The sequence below is a fragment of the Martelella sp. AMO21009 genome, assembly GCF_053484295.1.
Window position 1 is genome coordinate 1 of sequence record NZ_JBAKFR010000016.1, and the last position, 22942, is coordinate 22942.

The window sequence follows — 22942 nt, forward strand, 5'->3', positions numbered from 1 at the left end:
AAATCACACCAAAACGGAATCCCATACGATTCATTCATCGCGCCTGATGCTCTAACCGCCGCGCCTCCCGCGAGCACCATGCCGCCAGCGGCAAGGCCTGTGCCCACGGCTGCCCCTGCCCCGAGTTGCGGCCCGCCGGAAACGAGACCGGATGCAATGCCGGGACCGAAGATTCCAAGTCCGAGCAGAGACAGTGCCGCTAGCACGATGGCCATGGCCTCGTCGATGGTCGGCGTCGTCCCGCCGAAGCCTGCGGTGAACTGGCCGAACAGCGTCGAGCCAATACCAATGATGACCGCCAGCACCAGCACCTTGATGCCGGAGGAAACGACATTGCCGAGCACGCGTTCGGCCATGAAGGCGGTCTTGCCGAAGAGGCCGAAGGGAATGAGGACGAAGCCGGCGAGCGTCGTCAGCTTGAACTCGATCAGCGTGACGAAGAGTTGTACGGCCAGGATGAAGAAGGCGAGGATGACCAGCGCCCAGGCAAACAGCAGGCAGGCGATCTGGATGAAGTTCTCGAAGAAGGCCCAATAACCCATCAGGTCGGAGATGGAGTCGAGCAGCGGCCGTCCGGCGTCGAGGCCGGTTTGCGCGACGCGACCGGGCCGCATCAGGTCGGCGGCGGAAAAGCCGGTGCCCGAGGCTTTCAGGCCGAGGCCGGCGAAGCTCTCGAAGACGATGCGGGCGAGGTTATTCCAGTTGCCGATGATGTAGGCGAACGCGCCAACGAAGAGCGTCTTCTTGACCAGCCGCGCCATGATGTCATCATCGGCGCCCCAGCTCCAGAACAGCGCGGCGAGCGTCACGTCGATGACGATCAGCGTCGTGGCGATGAACGCCACCTCGCCGCCCAGCAGGCCGAAGCCCGAGTCTATGTAACTGGTGAAGACTCCGAGAAACGAATCTATGACGCCCGTGCCGCCCATGGGGTCACCGCCCCTCGTTCTGTTGCGAGGCAGCAGGCGCAGGCGCGCGGCCGAGGAAGCGATCGCGGGATTCCGCCCAGGCGGCGAGGCAATCCGCATTGCTGGTCGCCGCTTCGCCAAGCCGCTGGCATCGGCGGAGTGTCGTGCGGAGCGGATCGGCCGGCGGATGAAGGAACGGCGCGGCCCTGACCGGCGCAGGTTCATCCTCGCGGGTCATCTGGATCACCGACGCTGTAATGGCGAAGGCGACGAAGATGATCGCTCCGATCCGTGCGAGGTTTCTGCCCTCCATCGCTTCCTCCGTTCCGGCCGCACGCCGTCTCAGTTGTTGCCGTTGAACATCTGCGCGTTGCCGGGCTGGTAGCCCGAACCGGGCGTCAGGAAGCGCTCGCGCTGGATGCGCCCCTGTTCGGCGGCTGTCGCGCGCTCGGCCTCGATCAGTGCTTCCGACCGGCCATTGGCGGACAGCAGAGCCACGAGATCGGAAAGCTGCTGCGATTGGAGGGCAAGAAGCTGATTGCCGGCCTGCGTGGCCTGCAATGTGCCGGTCGCGCCCTGGCTCTGACCGACGAGCGCTGACATCTGCGTGCGGTTGGCGTCGATATTGCCGACGACGCCGGCCTGAACGCGCATCGCGTCCTGCAAGCCGCCCACCGTATTCTCCCAGCGCGACCGGGCGTCAGCGACGAGCTGCGTGTCGGTCACGGACAGCGAGATATCGCCGTATTTCTGCTGGAATGCCTGGTCGATGGTCTGTACGTCGAAAGCGATATTCTGCGCCTGGCTAAGAAGCTGCTGGGTGCGCTGGACATTCTGCTGGAGTTGCTGGAGCGAGGAATATGGCAGGCTCGCGAGATTGCGCGCCTGATTGATGAGCATCTGCGCCTCGTTCTGAAGCGAGGCGATTTGGTTGTTGATCTGCTCCAGCGTACGCGCAGCGGTCAGCACATTTTCGGCGTAGTTGGACGGATCGAAGACGATACGACCGAAGCCGAACTGCGCATGAGCCGGACTCGTCAGGACGGGCGAAATGGCTACGGGCACGGCGAGTGCCAACGCGATCACTGAGGCGCTGGCGATGCGGGGTACGGGAAAGTGTGTCATGGACGAATCTCCTCTTCGTTCGGGCTGGGATCGGGGTCCGTTGCGGTCGGAATGGAATTGTCCGCTTCGGTCTCTGGCGGGGCATCGGGAGACGGAGCGATTTCCCCTGCCGGCGCTTCCGGTGCGAGATTGGTGAGGTTCGGGATCAGGTCGGCCGCCCAGTCGACGCCGCGCTGGCGCAGCCAGGCGGCGAGGAAACCGTCACGCCCATGTTCGGCGACGAGTTCGGCAATGCGGGTCTGATCGGATTTGGCGGACGCGGCGCAGAGCGCGAGCCCGACTTCGGACAGGCCCAACTCGAACAGGCGGTTGCCCCTACGGCTCTGGCAGTAGTAGTCCCGCTTGGGCGTGGCCCGCGCCAGGATCTCGATTTGCCGGTCGTTGAGGCCGAAGCGGCGATAGATGGCGCTGATCTGCGGTTCGATGGCGCGTTCGTTCGGCAGCAAGAGGCGTGTCGGGCAGCTCTCGATGATGGCGGGCGCGATATTGCTGCCGTCGATGTCGGACAGGCTTTGCGTGGCGAAGATGACACTGGCGTTCTTCTTGCGCAGTGTCTTCAGCCACTCGCGGAGCTGGCCGGCGAAGCCTTCATCGTCCAGCGCAAGCCAGCCCTCATCGATGATGAGCAGTGTCGGACGGCCGTCGAGCCGGTCACCGATCCGGTGGAAGAGATAGGCGAGCACGGCCGGGGCCGCGCCTGTGCCGACCAGCCCTTCGATCTCGAACGCCTGCACGTCCGCCGAACCGAGATGTTCTGTCTCGGCGTCGAGCAGCCGGCCATAGGCGCCGCCGACGCAGAACGGACGCAATGCCTGCTTCAGGTCATTCGACTGGAGCAGCACGCTCAGGCCGGTGATGGTGCGTTCCTCGACCGGCGCGGAGGCGAGCGATGTCAACGCCGTCCAGAGATGCTCCTTCACCTCGGGGGTGATCGCGACGCCCTCGCGCATGAGGATGGCGGTAATCCAGTCCGCCGCCCAGGCGCGCTCATAGGTGTCGTGGATGCGGGCGAGTGGCTGAAGCGCAACCGAAACCTCTTCCCCCTCCGTCAACCCCCCGCCCAGATCGTGCCAGTCGCCCCCCATGACGAGCGCGGCGGCGCGGATCGAACCGCCGAAATCGAACGCGAAGACCTGGCTTCGGTCATAGCGCCGGAACTGGAGCGCCATAAGCGCGAGCAGTACGGACTTGCCCGCGCCGGTCGGGCCAACGACGAGGGTGTGCCCGACATCGCCGACATGAAGGGAAAACCGGAACGGGGTCGAGCCTTCGGTCTTGCCGTAGAGCAAGGGGGGCGCATCGAAGTGCTCGTCCCGTTCCGGCCCCGCCCACACGGCACTCAGGGGGATCATGTGGGCAAGGTTGAGCGTCGAGACGGGCGGCTGGCGGACGTTGGCGTAGGCGTGTCCGGGCAATGAGCCGAGCCAGGCGTCGACGGCATTGACGGTTTCGGGCATGGCGGTGAAATCGCGGCCCTGAATGACTTTCTCGACCAGGCGCAGCTTTTCGTCGGCAAGGTGCGGATCGGCGTCCCAGACGGTGACGGTCGCCGTGACATAGGCCATGCCCGCCACATCTTGCCCAAGTTCCTGCAGGGCCATGTCGGCGTCGGCGGCCTTGTTGGCGGCATCGGTGTCGACCAATGCGGATTGCTCGTTGGTCATCACCTCTTTGAGGATCGCCGCGATGGATTTGCGCTTGGCAAACCATTGACGGCGGATTCGGGTGAGCAGCCGCGTCGCGTCCGTCTTGTCCATGAGGATGGCGCGCGTCGACCAGCGATACGGGAAGGCAAGCCGATTCATCTCGTCGAGCAGGCCGGGCGTCGTCGCGGTCGGGAAGCCCACGATGGTCAGGACGCGCAGATGCGCGTCGCCAAGGCGCGGCTCCAGCCCTCCGATCAAGGGTTGATCGGCCAACAGCGCGTCGAGATGCATTGGCACCTCGGGCACGCGCACGCGGTGCCGGTTCGTGGAAACCGCCGCGTGAAGGTAGGTCAGCGTCTCGCCGTCATCCAGCCAGCGGCATTCGGGCATGAATCCGTCCATGAGCGCCAGCACGCGGTCGGTGCGATCGATGAAGCCACGCAGGGCTTCCCACGGATCGACGCCCGTTTTGTCCCGACCCTCGTAGAGCAAGGCCTCGGTGCGGGCCGCTTCCTCGGCGGGCGGCAGATAGAGGAAGGTCAGGTAGTATCGGGACTCGAAGTGGCTTCCGTCCTCCTCGAACTGGGCCTTCCGCTCGGCATCGACCAGGGCCGAGGCCGCGTCGGGAAACGTGCTGTCGGGATATTGCTGCGCCGCCAGCCGAACGGCTTCGACAAAGATGCTCCAGCCGGAACCGAGACGGCGGAAGGCGTTGTTGATGCGTCCGGCAACCGCGACCAGCTCGGCTGCGACGGCGGAATCCAGATCGGGACCGCGGAATTTCGCGGTGCGCTGGAAGCTCCCGTCCTTGTTGAGCACGACGCCCTGACCGATGAGCGCCGCCCACGGCAGGTAGTCGGCGAGGCGCGTGTTGCGATTGCGATATTCGGCGAGATTCATCATCGGTCCGGCTCCTTCAGACCGCCAGGTGACCGGGAAGCTTGAGATGCCGTTGCCCGACCTCGACAAAGAGCGGGTCACGCTTTGCCGCCCAGACGGCCGCGAAATGGCCAATGGCCCAGATGACGATCCCGGCCAGCCAAAGCTGGAGGCCAAGCCCGACAGCGCCGGCCAGCGTCCCGTTCAGGATGGCGATGGAGCGCGGCGCGCCGCCAAGCAGGATCGTCTCGGTCAGCGCCCTGTGGACCGGGACAGTGAAGCCCGGCACGGCATCGAGTTGTTCGAAACTGCCCGCCATCAGACGAGCGCTCCGCCGCCGAAGGAGAAAAACGACAGGAAGAAGCTCGACGCCGCGAAGGCGATGGAGATGCCGAAGACGATCTGGATCAGGCGCCGGAAACCGCCGCCGGTATCGCCGAAGGCCAGCGTCAGGCCGGAGACAATGATGATGATCACGGCGATGATCTTGGCAACCGGCCCTTCGATGGATTCGAGGATGGATTGCAGCGGCGCCTCCCACGGCCTCGACGAGCCGGAGGCGTATGCGGCGGGCGCCACGAACAAGTTGAGATAGGTAACGGCCGCCGCCGTCGCGATATGGCGGCGAAAATGCAGGGCATTGCGGATCATTCGGGATTTCCTTCCGGTTCGGTTGCCAAGGGGATGGGATGCGTGATGCGGTAGTCGCCGTCCGGCCCGAGTCCTTCGACGCGAGCGAGTTCGGCGAGACGGCGCGAGGCGCCACGGCCGGCGAGGACGGCCACCAGGTCGATGGTCTCGGCGATCAGCGCGCGTGGCACTGTGACGACGGCTTCCTGGATGAGCTGTTCGAGGCGGCGCAGCGCGCCGATGCCGGTGCCGGCATGGATGGTGCCGATGCCGCCCGGATGGCCGGTGCCCCAAGCTTTGAGCAGGTCGAGGGCTTCCGATCCGCGAACCTCCCCGATGGGGATGCGGTCGGGGCGCAGGCGCAAAGAGGAGCGCACCAGATCGGACAGCGTCGCCACGCCATCCTTCGTGCGCATGGCCACCAGGTTGGGCGCGGCGCATTGCAGTTCGCGGGTATCCTCGATGATGACGACGCGATCGTCCGTCTTCGCCACCTCGGCGAGCAGCGCGTTGGTCAGCGTGGTTTTGCCAGTGGAGGTGCCGCCGGCAACAAGGATGTTGGCGCGGGTGGTAACAGCATCACGTAGCATTGTCGCCTCGTCGGCGATCATGATGCCGGCGGTCACGTAATCGTCGAGCGTGAACACCGCAACGGCGGGTTTGCGGATGGCAAAGGTGGGCGCAGCCACCACCGGCGGCAAAAGCCCCTCGAACCGTTCGCCGGTCTCAGGCAGCTCGGCCGAGACGCGGGGACCGCGGGCATGGACTTCCACGCCGACACGATGCACGACTAGGCGGACGATGCGCTCACCATCGGCAGGCGACATAGTCTCGCCGGTATTTGCCAGCCCTTCGGAAAGACGGTCGATCCAGATGCCGCCGTCCGGGTTCAGCATGACCTCGATGACGGCGGAGTCTTCAAGAAACCGCGCAATGGCGGAACCGAGCGCGGTGCACAGCATGCGTGCACCGCGTGCGATCGCTTCCCGTTTGTGGTGTGTGGCAGTCATCTCGGCCCCGCTTTCGACGGGGCGCAACAGACGGTCCCCGTATCGGAGTCGATTAAAAGAACTGATTTTTTGCTGGTTCAACAGATATTTACGCGGGTGCGGTCGTCGGCTGCGTTAGGCGGAAAATAGGATGGACAGTTTCATGGAGTGGATTGCGCGAGGTCAGTTCTCACGCGTTTTATTGAACATGTCTCGACCGAACCTTCACGATGAGATTGCGGCGGTAACCACTCTGTGCAGGGCCTTCGAGTTGGGCGAGCTCACGCCTACACTTCTGAAGCAGTCACATCACACTGCATTCCTGATTTCTCCTCTCAGGATCGTCGCACGGGTTCAAACCTCTGAGCCAGCCGACGCGGCCCAACAAAGAGCAATCAGGGAAATTGCCGTCGCACGTCATCTTGCCGACCACAGCGCGTCTCTTGCCATTGACTTCCCGGAGAACACTATTACCTGATAGTTATCATTTGATAGTTATTTGGATGCACAATGGTCGAAGGCGACGCCTACAAACTCCATGAATTGGCCGATCTTGTTCATGCCGTGGCAAGACAGCTTCCCGCGCCAGACAATCTCGAACCGGGACCCTGCACCCCGGTAGAGATCAGCGTGATGCGTTTCGTCGGCAGGAATCCTGGCTCCTCTGCGCGCGAAGTGGCGAATGCCTGCCGCCTGCCGTCCAGCAACTTCAGTCGCGTGCTTAAAGGGCTGGTGGCGAAAGGCCTTCTGGAGAGGAAGTCCGACGAACGGGACGCGCGCATCATTCGCCTCCATCCGACCGTCTTGGCCAAGGAGAACGCAAAGCGCATGCGGGAGGCGTGGAGTGAAGCGCTACACGGCGCGGCGCTCGACCATGAAACGCTCACCAAGGTGACACGAGCCCTCGGACGCATCGAGGCGCACCTCGCCTCCGCCCGGTCGAATGCTGCGTCGGGGGATGGCGCCACACATAAACAGCGCAACGAGCCTGATGAAGACGAGGAAAGGAGAATTGCCGATGCCCCATGATCTTTATTTCAACGAGTCCTCCCAAGGCGTGCAGTCCTCGATCCGTGGTCTATACGGGACACCAACAGCGCCCCTGCCATTTCTCAAGGGCGTCGTAGTGCGCGCTTTTCTGTTAGAACGTCCGCAGGGCAACATCATCATCTACAACGCACCCGGCATTAGCGAAGCCGCAGGAGAAATCCGCGAACTGGGACATCCCGATCGACTCTTTCTGAACCATCACCATGAGGCGATGTACGGCATGCCCGATCTGGATGTGCCCGTATGGGTGCATGAAAGGGACCGTGCGAGAACGGACATGCAGATTGCCGGCACGTTCTCGGAGCGACGGAAGATCAACGATGATCTGGAGATCATTCCGACCCCGGGCCACACGCCAGGCACCACTATGTTCCTCTGGGACAATGGGGAGCATCGCATTCTGTTCCCGGGAGATTCTCTATGGGTTCGGAGTGGTGAGTGGCAAGCTGTCCTGCTTGGGGACAGCGATCGTTCTGCATATCTCGAGAGCCTCGCCCTCCTGAAGGAGGTGGAGTTCGACATTCTCGTTCCATGGGGCGTCGAGGAAGGGGGACCTTACGGCTACGCTGTCTCCCGAAAAGAAGCCACGGATAATATCGATAAGATCATGGCGCGCCTCAGGGCGGGCAAGCGTGCTTGATCGCGGCTGGCTGGAATGATTGCAGTAGGGTCGAAAGCCGACATTATTCACTCTCACGCTCGTCATCGCCCATAGCTGCGCTTTCAGAAGGGAGCATGTCGCGCGACAGTTCCTTGAGAAACCTGTCTCCTGTGGCGAGGCGTCTGCCAAGGGACCGCATGAAGCCGTCGAACCGTACCTCGGCTGCACGGCGGAGGCTGAGGTGCGGCAATTGCAAGCGTTTGGACCAACGCCGCCGTAGGATTTCTCCCGTTGAGCAGTCCTAAAGGGTGTGAAAGGCTTTGGTTACGATAACTCTGAAGTCGCATAACAGTTATCCCTCAGAATTTCGCGAAAGCCCTGTCTTGCGACTGACTTTCCAACGAGCTTCGTAAACACCCGCTCCAGACTTTTGATCCCGTCATTCTGAGTCCAGCGGTGAGAGGCAACTGGTTTCCCACGGAGCGCAAGGCGAAAATAGTCCTGCGACGAAGTCGACAAATATCCGCACCTTCGGCGAGAGATGTCGCGCCGAGGGGTAGAGCACCATTATGGGAGGCCCGTCCGCCGCGACAAACTCTTCGAGCACGGGCCTCAGACGGCCCGAGGCGATAGCCGGCGCCGCGAGGTAAGCGTGAAGCTGAACAAGGCCCGCGCCATTCTCAGCCGCCTCGACGAGCGCCTCGGCGTTGTTGACTTTCAAAGGGCCGGAGACAGGCAAATCATATGATGCTCCGCCAGCCTCCCCGGCGAACCGCCAGGGCGAGGGTCGCGCGCCGGGCGTGGGGACAAACGTGACGCAGCGATGCCGGGCAAGATCCTCAGGCATCTCGGGCGTCCCCATCTCGGCGAGATAGCCGTCGGACGCACAGACCGTGTAGCGCAGAGTCGTCAACCTTCGACCGATAAGGCTGGAGTCCGGCGGCGTGCCGATCCGGACGGCGGCATCATAGCCTTCGGCGACCAGATCGACATGGCGGTCTTCGAAAAGTGCGACGAGTTCAACCTCCGGATGATCCGCAAACAGCCTGGTAAGTGCGGGCAGGATGTGGAGCCTTCCCAGCGCGACCGGAAGGGAGACGGTGAGCCGGCCGCGCGGCAGACCGGCCCTCCGCGACATCGCGTGCTCGACATCTTCGAAGTCGTCGAGAATACGCTGGCAATGCTCCAGGAAAACCTGCCCCTCCTCCGTCAGCGACAGCGAGCGCGTCGTGCGGTGGAACAGGCGAAGCCCGAGATGCGCCTCAAGCCGGGCGACGCTCTTGCTGACCGCCGACCCGTGAACCCCAAGCGTCTTGCCTGCGCGCGCGAAGCTGCCCTGCTCGGCCGTGCGCACGAAGGCGGATATGCTTGCCAGACGGTCCATCGTCGTCTCACCGTTAGTTGTCGGAGGCGTCGGTTACCTTGCCGCCGTAGAGTCTGTCGATCAAAGCGCCGAGCGGCATCCCGGCGGCGATGTCGCGCTCGATCTCTGCTTCGTAAGCGGAGATCGCCTCGCAGCGCGCTACGATTTCCTCTGCCCGTTCCCGCGGCACAAAGCAGATGCCCGTCTCGTCGGCGATTACCAGGTCTCCTGCAGAGACCGTCAGGCCGGCAAGGCGAACGGGGCCGTTGATCTCCTGGGTAATGCTCCGCCACTTGCCGGTAACCGGACTGACGTCGCGGGACCAGATCGGGAAGTCGATGCTTCGCGAGTGGGCAAGGTCACGAACGCCGCCGTCGACCACAGCGCCCGCGAGCCCCTCTCGCTCGGCGATGGTAGCCATTAGGCCGCCCATGTTAGAGATGCCCTTCACGCCCTCGATCAGCAGGACGTCTCCCGGCGCCGCAGCGGCGATCCCGAGAATCTCGGCCATGCGCCACTCGCGATTGACGGCGTTGGCGTGGGCCGAAACCGTCTGTTCGGTGTTGCGGACGGTCACGACGCTGCCGACGATGCGTCGATCGGGCAGCGATGCCCGAAGTACGGAGGTGGGCAGCGCACCGAGCAGCCCGAGTTCGTCCAGCACGTCCGATACGGTGCTCGACAGGTCATCGATGCGCTCGAAACGCGCGATGACTTCCGGCGATACGCGTACCGGCATCTCGTTGGTCGTGATCCACGGAAAGCGTGCATCGCTGTCGTGGCTGGAAATAATATCGCTCATGTCTCAGTTCCTCGCCAATTCTCCGTGTCCCCGCAACCAAGGGAAGAGAGTGCTCTCATGCGCGTCGGTCGGCTGCGGCTGAAACAGGTCGGAGAGCTTCGGCATGTCATCGATGAGGCTTCGATCAATCGCCGCCGCATCCGGAAAATCGACCTCCACCAGATTGCCGCCCGGGTCGAGCAGGTACATCTGGACTTCGCCGCCTGGCAACTCGTAGATATGCGAGCCGAAGGTGTCACGCTCGAAGAGGTCGCGCTCCTTTGCCTTGCGGTAGATCGCATGGAAGCGGTCGAGGTCCATCACCCCGATCCCGAAATGATTGCGCCTCAGGTTCGTCGTTTCGTGCCATTCGGTGATGTGGATGCTGATCGTGCCCAGCTTGAGCCAGACGGTCGGCCCGATCAGCTTGGGATTTGGCATGTGTCGGATAGCATCGGAACCGAACAAGTCGACATACCAATCGATCGACTGCTGCAAGTCCTTAGCCACGACCGCCACATGTGTCAGCTCAACGTCTTCCATACTAAATCTCCTCTCATTACTATCGCAGAATTCGAACGTTTTGTTCAGATGCCCTTGGACAAAAGCGGGGTCAGCGGCGTCAGGATCGGCGGCTCCGCGAGCAGGGTTCCGATCCGGTCGACAATCGTCCTGAAAGGCTCGGCCTCGGCATGGCGCTGCCTTGCTTCCAGATCGTCATACGCCTCAATCAACCAGATTTCGTCGGCACATTCCGGAGAACGCAGCACCGTGTACACACGCGTCCCGCGATCCGGCACGGCAGCGGCGACGAATGGTTCGAGGGCGCGCACCAGTTCGTCCGCCTTGCCTTCCGCCGCCGTGAGCCGTGCGACGAGAACCGTCCCGGCGATCGCCTTGTCGCCGCCATAGGGGCGCACCTTGTCGCCCGGCCGGCGCAGGCGTCCAAGCAACAGCTCGGGCGGGGGCGTCGGACCATCGGCTGCGAAAAGTTCGGGTTCTTCCGTGAACAGGCCGCGAACACGGGCTTCCCATTCATCGAGATAGGCGAGACGCTGCTCTTGGCTGACATGGGCGACCGCCCAGGCAACGAACGGCGCCATCGCGTCAAGCCCGACATAGTTTAGAGCGCCGCTCTGGATCGCCTCGATACGTTCGTAGTGCCGGCTGGGCCCGCCCCCTTCGGAGGCCGCGGCGCCCCGAACGTCACGCCAAGCAGCGCGCGCTTGCCGGCCAGCCCCCCGCGACCGTAATCGCCGATCTCCGGGTGGTCGTTGCTATAGAACTTGTCGTAGACGAGAACCCGGTCGAACCATCCCTTCAAGATGGCCGGGAAATGAAAAAAGTAATAGGGGAACAGAAATATTACCGCGTCCGCCCACTCAAGTTTGGCGATTTCCTGGAGAATGTCGGGCGCGTAGCCATCCTCCTTCGAGGGTTGACGCTGCCGGTTCTGGTAATCGGTTCCTGAGCCGGGGCCGCCGGGCGGCCGGGGTGCCGAAAAATCGGCATCGTCGGTGATCGCCTTGAAGCCCATCGCGTAAAGGTCGGAGACGCGGGTCTGGTGACCTTCATCATTCAGCGATTGTAGGGCGCGCTCAAGCATCGCGTTCGCAAATGAGTTCGCGTCGTGATGAGCATAGATAATGAGAACGTTCATAGGCTGTTGCTCCTCCCGCTATTGGCCATGAGCGGTTATCACTTGCGCTGCCCCGGGAGAGAAGCGTCCTCAATGGCAATGCAGTCGAGCCGAACTTTCCGCAATCGCCGAAAGGGCTGGCCTTTCGAGAGTTTCCGGCACGAGTGACGTGCCGCCGACCGAGCTTCCTTTCCGCCCATCCGAAGCAATATTGCTCACTGTGTCACACAGGGAGGTGGAGATAATGACAGGAAGACATAGCGGGGTAAGTCGAGGCATACCCACAGCGCGCAGCGTCGATCATATCGGTTTGAACGTCGCCGATCTCGACGCGTCGGTGGCCTTCTTCATCGATGTGCTCGGAGCCGAACTGCTTTTCCGCACCGGCCCGTTTGAGGATCCCCACGGGGACTGGATGACGGTCCATTTCGGCGTTCCCGCGCGTGCCCGCGGTTACTTGGCAATGCTTCGGCTCGGTCCGTGGACCAATGTCGAACTCGTTACATTTGAAGCGCCAGGCCTCAGCCGCGCCGAACCGGCCGACGGCGATGTCGGGTCGGCGCATCTCGCGATCTATGTCGACGATATGGACGCCGCGCAGCGTTACCTTGCTGCCCAGCCAGGCGTCCGGCTACTCGGCAAACCGACCGTGCTTGAGGGCGATCTGCCCCATGCCGGCACGACGCTGCTATTCGCCGCAACGCCGATCGGCGTCCGGCTCGAACTGATTTGCCGCGCCGGCCCGCTGCCCTACGAAACCGCCACGAGCGCCCGCCTCGCAGGTCCCGCCGCGCATTGGAACGATTCCGCTGAAACGGAGAACTGAAGCATGCCGATCACCGTACCACAGTTGATGAAGGACGCGCCGATGACGATCGTCTCGTATAAGGCTGATCGCGATGCGCTACGCCAGATTCTTCCGCCCGGGCTCGATCCTCATCCGGAGGGGCGAGTTGTCCTCAATATGTGGGACCAGAACGTTCCGGGCAGCAGCAGCGGTTTCGGCAGCCCGGGACCCGTCAGCGTCACATACCTGGCCATCGAGGTTGAAGGACACGACAGTTGGACAGCGGACGGTACGATATCCGCGCCGGGGCGGTACTTCGCCGGTCAATGGATCAGCGATGCCGACGGCGGCGGTTTCCGCGCCTATGCCAGGCAGGAGGCCGGCGTCGGGGCGCATACGGGTGAGACCATCTATGCCCGCGACGGCGAAGTGCTGACCGCAAAGCTGAATATCGAGGATCGTGAGTGCATCGCGCTCTCCGCCAGCATCGGTGAAGACAAGCTCGGCACCGTCGGCGGTCATTTGAACTATTTTTGCGATCGCAATGCGATGGGCGAAACGGGCAAGCGGGAAATCGCGCACATCGCCGTCCCGTTCGTCTTTGAACTGTTCCCAGCCGAGGTGAAGGAGATCGTCTTTAAGCCCAATGACGTCTTCCGCTTGCTGGGCGGACGATCCGCAATGGACCTCGCCCCACTCATGCCGCTCGCTATGGATTCTGTGATGTACGGTCTTGCCTCCTGGGCGCCATTCCGTGTCGTTGAGACCTGGCCGTCGCGCAGCTGAATAACCCTTTCCGATATGACAATAGGAGGAGATTAGGAATGGAACTGGATCTTTCCGGCCGCGTGGCCGTGGTTACTGGCGGCGGATCCGGTATCGGACTGGCCGTGGTCAAGCGTCTGCTTGGCGAAGGGGCTTTGGTCGCCGCGGGCGATCTCGACGTGACGGGCCTGCGTGACCTTGTCGACCCCGCCAGCCTGGTGGCGGTCGAGACCGATCTGGGATCGGCCGAGGGACCGAAGGACCTCGTCGACGCCGCCAGGCGCAATTTCGGCGGGGTTGAGATCGTCATCAACTGCGTGGGTGTGGCTCCAACCCGTGAAGGATTTCTGTCGCTGACCGACGATGATCTTCAACGCACCATGGACGTCAACTTCATGAGCATGCTGCGCATTTGCCGGGCAGCGTTGCCGGACATGGTCGCGAATGGACGCGGCGCGATCGTCAGCGTCGCCTCGGATGCCGGACGGATGCCCGATCCTTTTTTCGTCGACTACGCGCTCTCGAAGGCGGCGATGCTCAACCTGTCGAAGACGATCTCGATCGAATTCGGTCCCAAGGGCATCCGCTCGAACGTCGTGACTCCCGGCCCGGTGCGGACGCCGATGTGGGACCGTCCAGGCGGATTCGCGGATTCGCTGGCGGAGATGTTCGGGGTTGACCGCGAAGCGGCGATTGAGCGTTTTGCCAAGCAGGAGCGCAAGCTTGCGCTCGGACGGCTTGGCGATCCCGACGAGGTCGCCGCGCTCTGCGTCTTCCTCGCCTCCGACCGCGCAGGATTCACCACAGGCTCTGACTATGGCGTCAACGGAGGATCGATCACCACGGTGTGACACGGACGCGCCAGCGTCGTGCGGAGCCCCTGACGGCGCGTTACTCGCGGGAGCGTTTGCGTCTCGTCAAGGGCGGCGCCGCAGTCGACACGAAGGCGTCAACGCCCGATTCGACAGGGTTTGCCGAGATGCCGGGCAGCTGACACCGAAGGTCTATTCGATCAGCGTTTCATTCCACACTGTCGCGGGTTTGCCGCCGCGCGATTTCGAACCGAAAAGAGGATGCAAATGGACTATATCGACAAGCACGTGGTAATCGTCGGCGGAAGCTCGGGACTGGGACTGGGAATTGCGGCCGCGGCTCTCGAAAGCGGCGCCAAAGTGACCATTGCCAGCAGGTCACAGGATCGTCTGGAGCAAGCGAACAAGGATCTTGGCGGCCGCGCGCGCACGATTGCATTTGACGCCGGCGACGCGGGATCGGCTCAACAAGCCTATGCCTCATTGGGGCCAATAGACCATCTTGTCACGACAGCTGCCGATCTCTCCTACGCGCCGATCGGCCAAATCGCATTGGACGATATTACGAAAATGCTGGCCGGCAAATTCTGGACGCCGGTGCTGGCGGCGAGATCCGCCGCCCCGATGATCTCAGCAGGCGGCTCGATCACATTCTTTTCCGGGCTGGCCGCTTACCGACCACAACCCGGCATGGCGATCGTCGCCGCGCTGAACGCAGGTCTTGAGGGTCTCACCAAAGCGCTCGCTGTGGAACTCTCGCCTTTGAGGATCAATGCGGTCTCTCCGGGTGTGGTCGAAACACCGGGCTGGGCGTTCTTGCCGGCGACCGACCGCAAGTCGTTCTTCGAAGGCCGGGCAAAGACGCTTCCGTCGCGATATGTCGGAACGCCGTCCGATGTGGCCAAGGCGACGCTTGCCCTGATGTCAAATCGCTATGTGACCGGGACCGTTCTGCACGTAGACGGCGGCGGCCGTCTGGTCTGAACCCATAAAGCAAGGAAAGAGAATTGCTCTGAAGTTTCGGGCGGCCGGGCGCGCCGAATACCGGACGCCACGCTCGCCTGCCAATGCCCGACTGCAATGGATGGCCGACAGGCTCGCGACACCGTTCGAAACGTTTCGAACGGCGACGTCCGCCAGCTGGACATAATGCTCATAGGGAAATTGCTTCTTGAAGCAACGTAAGCTGACGAGCCAGTGTCGACAGCACCGTGTTCGGCTACGATCAGCCGGAGGGCGGAACGTCGCCGTTGCCATTGCCGCGATGCAACAACCTTCAGCAAGACACCAGAGTTGCAGATGTGTGCCAGGACTATCATAAACGCACATCCAGGCTGGTTCTGACCGAATGGTCCTGAATGCAAGAACCAAACGGGGCGGCCGTTGCTGCCGCCTCTGGCCCTTTTTCTCAAATAAGGCCCACTGGCGGCGGGATCGGCTGCAGAGCTATGGGTCCGGCAGATAGGCAGCCGCCCCTTCTTGAATGATCTGCTCTTCGCTGAGCAAGCGATGCCAGTGGGAATATAGCACCATCCGCTCGCGCGGCAGGCCGCGTTCATGGCGAAGCAGGCGGTGGATCTTGCAAAACGCCTTGTGTTCGCATCCGCCCCAGAAAAAGGCTGATGACAGATTGGCGGGCCATGTGACGTTACGGACCGCTTCCTCCAAAAGCGAGGTCGTTCCAGCGGGCCTGCCGTGACGGAAAAGCCAGTTGACCGCGATGCCGGGTGGACAGACGAGTTGCTGTACCTCAGCGGGACCCTCGACTTCGATGAACGCTTGGCCAGTCGCCCCCTGATCGAGCGCTTCCATCATGCGCGCAATGCCGGGAAGCGCGGTTTCATCGCCGGCGAAGACGAAGAACTCCGCCGGCTCGAGACCGTTGGCGGCGGGGCCGACCATGCCGATGATATCGCCGCGAGCGGCTTCCATGGCCCAGCGCGTTGCAGGCCCAGCCTGCGGATGAAGCGCGAAATCGATCGTCACCTCCCCTTTTGTAGCATCGATTGCGCGAATGGTGTAGACGCGCGTGTCGAGCTTGCGGCCTTCCGGCCAGACGATATGGCCATTGGCATCAAGGCCCGGCCATTCCGGCCGCAGCGTTCCCTTGGGCTGGAAGATGAGCCGACAGTGAAGCTGGTCCATGCGGTCGAAACGGTCAAGGTTCTCACCGGTAAACACGATGCGCAGCATATGCGGCGTGATCAGGGATGTGCGAGTGACCGTTACAACGCGCAGTTCGTCGAAAGGGGTCAGTCCGGTGTCGTCGCCAGACCATTTGATGATCGGCTTCTCGCTGGCGGCAATGAACGAGATCGGGCCATAGAGTGCGTATTTCAGGCGATTGAGCGATGCTTCGTCATCCGCTTCAACAGTCAGAAATAGTTTGCCGGGTCCGATTGCAAGCATGGCCAGGCCGATATCCGTGACGACCCGACAGCTCTCGCTCTGCCGGATGACTTGCATGTCGTGGGTGGCGATGGATTCCATGATCGGTTCGAAGAAATCATCGATCCCGGGAAAGTCGACCTCTGCCGTCGCCCGCAATCGCCGGCCTAATGACCCTTTCAGCGCCATGCCTCAAACCTCCGGGCCGGCCCAGAGCGGACCTTCGATGGGTGCGCTCATGAAGCGCTCATTGATTTCGGCCAGCGTCTGCGCCGGATCGATCTCCGCGCAAAGCTCGGGATGCTGCCATTTCGCGGCGCATTCGATGAACAGGATATTGAGCGGCGGCGCGGCGATCAGCCCGGTCCAGATGCCATAGACCCGCTTGGCGCGAACCGCATCGAGCTCGGAGAAGCCCGTCCGGCCGATCAACCGCTCCAGCCCCTCGCGGCCCACTTGCGGGTCGATGCCGGGGCCGATCGCCGGTCGGCCGCCGGCAGACCAGCCGCCGCCGGAGGCGATATAGACGTCGAACGGCGTCGACAGGAGATGTTCAAGCTGCAGCTTCTGATACCAGGCCTCTGTCACGCCCGGCAGGGTCTGGCCGCCGGCAAGCGCCAGAAGTTCGCCCCAGACGGTGGTGCCCGCCGCCCAGCAGCAATCGTCGACCGTTGACATGATTTCCAGATAGGTCGTCACCGGCGCGGCGTCCTTGAGGCAGGCACGGACGCGGTCAAGCTGACTGTCGACGAATGAAAGATAGTCCTCGGCGCGCGCGCCCTCATTCAGTATCTCGCCCCACATCCGCATATGCCGGCCAAGCGTTTCGACCGGTCCCGGCCTTGGCGCGCCATCAGGTTCCGCATTGGTGGCAAGGTCGGAGAAGACGACCGGAATACCGAGTTCCGTCAGGCGCTGGACCAGAATGTCGTCTTCCCCCAGAGGCGTCATGTAGAAATTGGATATGACGAGATCCGGCTCCAGGCTGACAATGCCTTCGAGCGAGATCGTGTCCGGCCCCTGCTTGCCGACCTCTTCGATCTGGTGCTCACCGATCAGTTGGGCCTGGAGCATCGGCGCATCGATCCGATCCACCGCCGCCCAGCCGACCACGCGCGCTGCCGGATCAGCGACGAGCATAGCCATGCTGATGATGTCGCGCGCCTCCAGCAGAACAATGCGCTTCGGCACGGCGGGCAACACCGCGCTACGCCCGGTCATGTCCGTCACGGTGACGGGAACGGTAGCCGTTGCGGGCCGAAGAGACGTCAGGCCACTCAACAGCAGGCCGCCACAAAATGAGCGTCGATCAAGCATCATATTTCTCACCATTTGTAGTTCAGACCGGCCAGAAACTGACGACCATCGCCATACTGGCAATAAAAGCCGGTGCTGCAGCTCGCATAATAGTCTTCGTCAAAGAGGTTGGTGATGTTGAAGGTCGCCTCAAGCCCCTTCAGTTTCTCGTTGCGGGCGCCGAAATCATAACGCAGCGCCGCGTCCACCAGCGTATAGCCATCGACCTTCACCGTATTGGCATCATCGGCATAGCTTGGGCCGACGAAGCGCAGGCCTGCGCCGGCGGAAAAGCCTTCCAGCGCACCGGACATGAAGGTGTAGTTCGCCCAGACGGAGCCGTAATAGTCCGGCACGGCCTGCGGCCGGTTGCCTTCATTTGCAGCAATGAACGTCTTTTCATATTCGGTATCGAGAAGTGTCAGCGCCGCGATCAACTCGAATTCCTCCGTCAGGTTGCCGCGCGCCTCGATTTCGAGCCCGCGCGAACGGATCTCGCCCGCCTGCCGGCTGAAGCCCAGGGCATCCGGTACAAGCGCGTTCTGCTGGGTGATGTCGAACGCGGAAATGGTGAACAGCGCGTCCCATCCGACCGGCTCATACTTGATGCCGATCTCGTACTGCTCCGCTTCGCTCGGCACAAAGGGCTGACCGGCGGCATCGACGCCGATCACCGGTTCGAACGATGTCGAATAGCTGACATAGGGCGAGATGCCATTGTCGAAGGCATAGAGAAGGCCGGCCTTGTAGGTCGTGGCCTCGTCAGTCTGGCTGGAGGTGGTACCGGCCAGACGATTGGTGGCCTCCTGCTCGGTCCAGTCCTGGCGAATGCCGAGAACGGCGTGCAGACCACCAAGGCTCATCTGGTCCTGCAGATAGATGCCCGTCTGCTGAAGCGTCTGCTTGCTGTCGATGATCGTCATCAGCGGGGCAATCGGCTGGCCGTAAACGGGGTTGACCACGTTCAACGCGGGTGCTGCGCCATATTGATACTGCCAATCGCTATCCGAGTGCTGGTAATCGAAGCCAAAGAGCATTGTGTGTTCGACGGCGCCGGTATCAAACTCGAATGTCAGCCGGTTGTCGGTCGAGACGCCGCCGACCTGCTCGATCGAACGCAGCGCCTGACGGGGGATATCCCCATTGGCATCCAGAGGCGCCGCCATCTGCAGCGAACGGAAATCGATATCGACATCGGAGTAGCGCAGCGCGGACTCGAACTTCACGCTGTCGTTGAAATAGTGCTCGAAATCGTAGCCGATGCCATATTGCTCGCGATTGAAATAATCATAGTTCGGATCACCGATATTCACGTCGCGCCCGAGATAGGGCTGGTATTCCTCCGGCGCCAGAAAGGTCGGATAGATCGAGTTGAAGTAGCCGCCCTCAGGCGTGTTCTGGTAATAGCCGGAAATCGTCAGCGACGTATCCTCGTCCGGTTGCCAGGTCAGAGATGGCGCGAAGCCGTAAACCTCTTCATCGACATCATTATAGCGCGTGCCGGAGGACCGCCCGACGCCGGTGAAGCTGTAGAGCAGGCTGTCATCTTCCGTCAGTGAACCACGTGAGGTGATGCCGCCCTGGACCCGGCCGAAAGAACCGCTCTGCAGGAAGACCTCATTATAGGGCTCGGCAGAGGGCACGCGGCTCACCTGATCGACAAGCCCGCCGGGGCTCATCTGGCCGTAAAGCACGCCGGATGGACCCTTGAGGACGTCGATGCGGTCAAGCAGGTAGGGATCGATGGCGACCTGGGCAAAGGCCTGACCGCGCGGCAGCTTCAGCCCGTCCAGATAGCTGACATAGCTCGTTGCCGTCCCGAACGCGCCGAAACCGCGCATGAAGATCGAGTTGTAGCGGGTATTGGCATCCCGGTCGGAAAGAACGCCGGCGGTGTAGCGCAGCGCCTGGCTGACCGTCTGCGGGCTCTGTTCGTCCATCTGCTTGCGCGTCACCGTGGTCACCGATTGCGGCGTCTCGATCACCGGCGTCTCGGTCTTCATCGCCGCCGATGTGTCCCGGACAAAGACTGAGTTACCGGATTCCGCCTGCAGATCCGCTTGGGTTTCAACCGTCACCGGCTCCAGGGTAGTCGTGTCCTCCTGGGCCATAACGGGTCCTGTCAGCGCAAGAAAGCTCGTGGTGGCGGAAAGCAGGGCAAGCCTCGGGGCCTTTTTCATCGGGTAATCTCTCTCTGTCCGAAAATCCTTCTCTAAATCCGCCTAACAAAACGGGACGATTGCGTCCAGTTATAATTATGACTTTTACTCATATTTATTGTCGTTGCATCATCGCAACAGAACGGTTGCGTTTGGTTTCCGCGAACCGGTAGAACCGAACGGATCAGACATGATCCGTTTCAGCGTGAAAGAAGGCGATGAGCAAAGAAACAGACCGCACCGACGCCGCGACGGCAAAGCGCGCCCCCCGCTCCCGCGGCGGACGCCCATCCAAGGCGGAAGCGGCGCAGCTTGAACGGCATATTCTCGAAACGGCCGCGAACCTGTTCGCCACCCAGGGCTTTTCGGCAACGTCGATGGAGCAGATCGCCAGCGCCTGCGGCGCGGGCAAGGACACGATCTACCGCCGCTATCCGTCGAAGACCGCCCTGTTCAGCGCTCTGATGGCCGGGCTTCAGGCAGAGGTTCTGGCTGATCTCGAAGCCGCCCTGCGCCAGGACGGCACGGCGCTTGAGCGCCTACGGGACTATGCGCGCGCCATCCTCGGCGCCAATCTGCGACCGCAGTTGGTCGCCCTTAACCGCGTCGTGCTCAGCGAGCCTTCCGCCCTTCGCAAACGCAGGCCGGATACTGACGACCCGATCATGCAACGCCTGACCGGCCTTGTGGAAGAGGCCCGGAACGACGGCACGCTCGCCTCTGGCGATGCCCCATTCCTGGCAACCCAGCTTCTCTATGCCACCTCGATAAGGCCGCTGATGTCAAAGCTTTTAGGCGAAACCGATTTTGAAGAGAAAGCAGCGCAGGACGACTATTTCTGTCGCGCCTGGGATTTGTTTCTCGACGGTGCAGCCCGGCGGGTCTGAGCGTATTGCCCGAACCGGCGAAAGGGTTCAGGCCTTTTCCTCTGCCCGGGCCAGAGCGATTTCCGCTTTTATCGCGCTGGTGAAATAGCGATCCAGCCAGGCGCGCGGCTGCGGGTCTGCGCATATCAAGGCCGATCTCAACGACCGCGAATGGATTATCACGGATGACCTGGCGGATGTCTCCGCCCTCGCCTACGAAACCATCTTTCCGGGACCTGCAAGCAAGGACCGTCGAATTCCACCGAGAAAGCGGTCGCGCAATGGTCTGGTGAACCTCGAAACCCGCCGGCGCTTTTCAGATCGTTCAGTGCAAACAGTCCGGTTGGGTCAACTGGGGTTCGAACGGCGAAAACGAATGCCCGGAACTGCCGGTCGGCGTCGACATCAAGACAGCATATGGTCCGTTCGCAGAACGCTGGATGCAGATCGCCGACCAGCTTGAGACCACCGTGAAGGTCAGTGTTGAGGCTCTCTAGGCAAAACCCGAACGAATCTGCAGACAGTCTCGGCGATAACCATATCTCGTGATGACCAGCCCCTCACAAGCCCCCATTCTACTTCCACCGCTCCAGCCATTCGGGCGCTCGCCTTTCCCGCTTCCACGACGACAACTCGTCGTTCAGGTCGCGGCGGCCAGCTCTAGCATTGGATCGGCGGCTTCAACCGCCTTTTCAAAGAGGTTGCGGAGAAAGTCAAAGGGGGTGTCAGTTTCAGCGCGCATTAGGTGACCCAATGCTCGCGTTTGCCCAAAGCGATATGGATCGACTTCAGTTCGGTGTATTCTTCAACGCCGTAGACGCCGGTTTCTCTGCCGGTTCCAGATTGCTTGAAACCGCCGATTGGCAATTCAGGCCCACCAGCGATGGTTGTATTCACCCAAGTCCGCCCCGCTTCGACCCGCCGCATCGTTCGCACTGCTTTGTCCAGATCCTTTGTCCAGATGCTTGCAGCCAGACCAAAGTCGTTGTCGTTTGCAATTTCGATCGCTTCGTCCAGCGTATCAAAGGTGGTCAGGGTCAAGACGGGGCCGAAGATTTCATCACGGGCCACGGTCATCGTGTTGTCGACGCCAGTCAGAAGCGTCGGTGTCACAAATTGCCTGTTCGGCGCGCTATAGGCCTCTCCTCCGCACGCCAGAACAGCGCCGCCTTCGACACCTTGGCGGATATATTCCAGCACCTTTGCCATGTGCTCCGGCGTGACCATGGCGCCGACCTGGGTTGCGGGATCGAGCGGATCGCCAAGGCGTACACGTGCGAACTTTTCAAGAAGCAACGCCTCAAGCCGCTTGGCAACGGAGCGTTCCACGATCAGGCGACTGCCACTGACGCAGCACTGACCCGCGTTGAACAACAGCCCAAAGACGACGCCGTCGGCCGCGTCGTCCAAATCGGCATCGGCAAACACAATCTGTGGGTTCTTGCCGCCAAGTTCAAGGCTCAGCTTTTTGAGGTTGCTGGCCGATGCCAAGAGCACCTTGCGGCCAACTCCAATCGAGCCGGTGAAGGACAAAACGTCGATGTCCTTATGTTCGATCATCGCTTGCCCGATATCCGAACCATACCCCGTCACAACGTTAAAAACGCCGTCTGGCAGACCCGAGGCAGTCAGGATTTCTGCCATGATCAACGTCGAGGCCGAGGTAAACTCGGACGGTTTTGCGACGATCGTGCAGCCTGCGGCCAGCATATAGGGGATGCGCTCTGCAAGAATAATGAACGGAAAATTCCAGGGTGTGATCAGCCCGATCACACCGATAGGCTGCCGCGTGACAAGGCCCAGCATGTCGGGACCGAGGTTGTTAAAGGCATCGCCCTTGAGCGTCCGCGCAACGCCGGCGGCATATTCGTAGTGGTCTGCCGCACCACCGATTTCAGACCGGCTTTGTGAAATCGGCTTGCCGGTTTCCAACGTCTCCCAATAGGCGATTTCCTCAAGCCGATCGCGAATACCCGCCGCAGCGCTGAGAAGAACTCTTGCGCGTTCCGCACCCGAAATTTCGGACCAAACACCAGATTTGAACGCCGTACGGGCTGCGGAAACGCCTACATTAAGATCCTCCAGTGTGCACTGAACAATCCGTGTCACAATTGACCCATGCGCAGGGCTGGACCGCTCTATCCAGTTGCGATCCGCCTTTTCAAACCAAGCGCCATCAATGTAATAGCCAAACTCGCGGGGTGACGCGGGGACTTTCGAATAAGCTTGCATCTCTCGCCTCTCTGGAAGATGGTTCG

The 22942-nt window shown here is 61.8% G+C and carries 24 protein-coding genes and 1 pseudogene; 8 read left to right on the plus strand and 17 right to left on the minus strand.

What is annotated here, in order from left to right:
• The 7 genes from trbL to trbB all read right to left on the minus strand — a co-directional run.
• Positions 1–929, minus strand: a 929-nt coding sequence (gene trbL / locus V6766_RS16360; protein ID WP_448468229.1) for a P-type conjugative transfer protein TrbL, incomplete at its 3' end; no start/stop codon positions are given.
• 4 nt (positions 930–933) lie between these two features.
• Entirely contained in the window at positions 934–1221 is a 288-nt protein-coding gene (gene trbK-alt, locus V6766_RS16365; protein WP_448468231.1) for a putative entry exclusion protein TrbK-alt, read from the minus strand.
• Between the two features lie 29 nt (positions 1222–1250).
• On the minus strand, positions 1251–2033 hold the full coding sequence (gene trbJ, locus V6766_RS16370) for a P-type conjugative transfer protein TrbJ (protein WP_448468233.1): 783 nt from the start codon (positions 2031–2033) through the stop codon (positions 1251–1253).
• Positions 2030–4582, minus strand: a complete 2553-nt coding sequence (gene trbE, locus V6766_RS16375; RefSeq protein WP_448468235.1) for a conjugal transfer protein TrbE — start codon at positions 4580–4582, stop codon at positions 2030–2032. Before trbE ends, trbJ begins: the two co-directional genes overlap by 4 nt.
• A gap of 13 nt (positions 4583–4595) precedes the next feature.
• Positions 4596–4877: a VirB3 family type IV secretion system protein gene (locus tag V6766_RS16380; protein ID WP_448468237.1), complete on the minus strand. Its 282-nt coding sequence runs from the start codon at positions 4875–4877 to the stop codon at positions 4596–4598.
• A complete protein-coding gene (locus tag V6766_RS16385; protein WP_448468239.1) occupies positions 4877–5209 on the minus strand; it encodes a TrbC/VirB2 family protein in 333 nt (110 codons plus the stop codon). The genes V6766_RS16380 and V6766_RS16385 overlap by 1 nt, the downstream gene beginning before the upstream one ends.
• Positions 5206–6198, minus strand: a complete 993-nt coding sequence (gene trbB, locus V6766_RS16390) for a P-type conjugative transfer ATPase TrbB (RefSeq protein ID WP_448468241.1) — start codon at positions 6196–6198, stop codon at positions 5206–5208. The genes V6766_RS16385 and trbB overlap by 4 nt, the downstream gene beginning before the upstream one ends.
• Positions 6199–6328: 130 nt before the next feature.
• On the opposite strand from trbB, the gene V6766_RS16395 reads away from it, so the two are divergent.
• The 3 genes from V6766_RS16395 to V6766_RS16405 are packed head-to-tail and all read left to right on the plus strand — an operon-like array spanning position 6329 to position 7867.
• The gene (locus tag V6766_RS16395) at positions 6329–6655 is read left to right on the plus strand and encodes a hypothetical protein (RefSeq protein WP_448468243.1); all 327 of its coding nucleotides are present in this window, start codon (positions 6329–6331) and stop codon (positions 6653–6655) included.
• Between the two features lie 32 nt (positions 6656–6687).
• Positions 6688–7206, plus strand: coding sequence for a MarR family winged helix-turn-helix transcriptional regulator (locus tag V6766_RS16400; protein WP_448468245.1), 519 nt, complete (start codon positions 6688–6690; stop codon positions 7204–7206).
• Positions 7196–7867 carry an MBL fold metallo-hydrolase gene (locus V6766_RS16405; RefSeq protein ID WP_448468247.1) on the plus strand — a complete coding sequence of 224 codons (672 nt, stop codon included), beginning with the start codon at positions 7196–7198 and terminating at the stop codon, positions 7865–7867. Before V6766_RS16400 ends, V6766_RS16405 begins: the two co-directional genes overlap by 11 nt.
• Before the next feature lie 43 nt (positions 7868–7910).
• Here V6766_RS16405 and V6766_RS16410 read toward each other — a convergent pair.
• The 6 genes and pseudogenes from V6766_RS16410 to V6766_RS16435 form a co-directional block, all read right to left on the minus strand.
• A pseudogene (locus tag V6766_RS16410) lies at positions 7911–8042 on the minus strand (CopG family transcriptional regulator); the annotation flags it as partial.
• 225 nt (positions 8043–8267) lie between these two features.
• Positions 8268–9212: a LysR family transcriptional regulator gene (locus V6766_RS16415; protein ID WP_448468249.1), complete on the minus strand. Its 945-nt coding sequence runs from the start codon at positions 9210–9212 to the stop codon at positions 8268–8270.
• Positions 9213–9225: 13 nt separating this feature from the next.
• The gene (locus V6766_RS16420) at positions 9226–9993 is read right to left on the minus strand and encodes an RraA family protein (protein WP_448468251.1); all 768 of its coding nucleotides are present in this window, start codon (positions 9991–9993) and stop codon (positions 9226–9228) included.
• A gap of 3 nt (positions 9994–9996) precedes the next feature.
• Complete coding sequence (locus V6766_RS16425; RefSeq protein WP_448468253.1) at positions 9997–10515, minus strand: VOC family protein; 519 nt, start codon at positions 10513–10515, stop codon at positions 9997–9999.
• Between the two features lie 44 nt (positions 10516–10559).
• The gene (locus tag V6766_RS16430) at positions 10560–11075 is read right to left on the minus strand and encodes a putative quinol monooxygenase (RefSeq protein ID WP_448468256.1); all 516 of its coding nucleotides are present in this window, start codon (positions 11073–11075) and stop codon (positions 10560–10562) included.
• A gap of 20 nt (positions 11076–11095) precedes the next feature.
• Entirely contained in the window at positions 11096–11632 is a 537-nt protein-coding gene (locus V6766_RS16435) for an NAD(P)H-dependent oxidoreductase (RefSeq protein ID WP_448468258.1), read from the minus strand.
• 223 nt (positions 11633–11855) lie between these two features.
• Here V6766_RS16435 and V6766_RS16440 point away from each other — a divergent pair, with 223 nt between their 5' ends.
• From V6766_RS16440 to V6766_RS16455, 4 genes are all read left to right on the plus strand, one after another.
• Entirely contained in the window at positions 11856–12437 is a 582-nt protein-coding gene (locus V6766_RS16440) for a VOC family protein (protein ID WP_448468260.1), read from the plus strand.
• Between the two features lie 3 nt (positions 12438–12440).
• A complete protein-coding gene (locus V6766_RS16445; RefSeq protein ID WP_448468262.1) occupies positions 12441–13184 on the plus strand; it encodes an acetoacetate decarboxylase family protein in 744 nt (247 codons plus the stop codon).
• 38 nt (positions 13185–13222) lie between these two features.
• Complete coding sequence (locus tag V6766_RS16450) at positions 13223–14014, plus strand: SDR family NAD(P)-dependent oxidoreductase (RefSeq protein ID WP_448468264.1); 792 nt, start codon at positions 13223–13225, stop codon at positions 14012–14014.
• Positions 14015–14242: 228 nt separating this feature from the next.
• On the plus strand, positions 14243–14959 hold the full coding sequence (locus V6766_RS16455; RefSeq protein ID WP_448468266.1) for an SDR family oxidoreductase: 717 nt from the start codon (positions 14243–14245) through the stop codon (positions 14957–14959).
• Between the two features lie 462 nt (positions 14960–15421).
• Here V6766_RS16455 and V6766_RS16460 read toward each other — a convergent pair whose 3' ends face one another.
• From V6766_RS16460 to V6766_RS16470, 3 genes are all read right to left on the minus strand, one after another.
• Entirely contained in the window at positions 15422–16552 is a 1131-nt protein-coding gene (locus V6766_RS16460; protein WP_448468268.1) for a siderophore-interacting protein, read from the minus strand.
• A 3-nt stretch (positions 16553–16555) separates the two neighbouring features.
• On the minus strand, positions 16556–17584 hold the full coding sequence (locus V6766_RS16465; protein ID WP_448468270.1) for an ABC transporter substrate-binding protein: 1029 nt from the start codon (positions 17582–17584) through the stop codon (positions 16556–16558).
• A 104-nt stretch (positions 17585–17688) separates the two neighbouring features.
• A complete protein-coding gene (locus V6766_RS16470) occupies positions 17689–19839 on the minus strand; it encodes a TonB-dependent siderophore receptor (protein WP_448468272.1) in 2151 nt (716 codons plus the stop codon).
• 197 nt (positions 19840–20036) lie between these two features.
• Between V6766_RS16470 and V6766_RS16475 the strand changes: the two genes are divergently transcribed.
• Positions 20037–20705 (plus strand): TetR/AcrR family transcriptional regulator, encoded by a 669-nt coding sequence (locus V6766_RS16475; protein WP_448468274.1) that lies wholly within the window; start codon positions 20037–20039, stop codon positions 20703–20705.
• Positions 20706–21425: 720 nt separating this feature from the next.
• Here V6766_RS16475 and V6766_RS16480 read toward each other — a convergent pair.
• The gene (locus V6766_RS16480) at positions 21426–22916 is read right to left on the minus strand and encodes an aldehyde dehydrogenase family protein (protein WP_448468276.1); all 1491 of its coding nucleotides are present in this window, start codon (positions 22914–22916) and stop codon (positions 21426–21428) included.
• Positions 22917–22942: the final 26 nt, after the last annotated feature.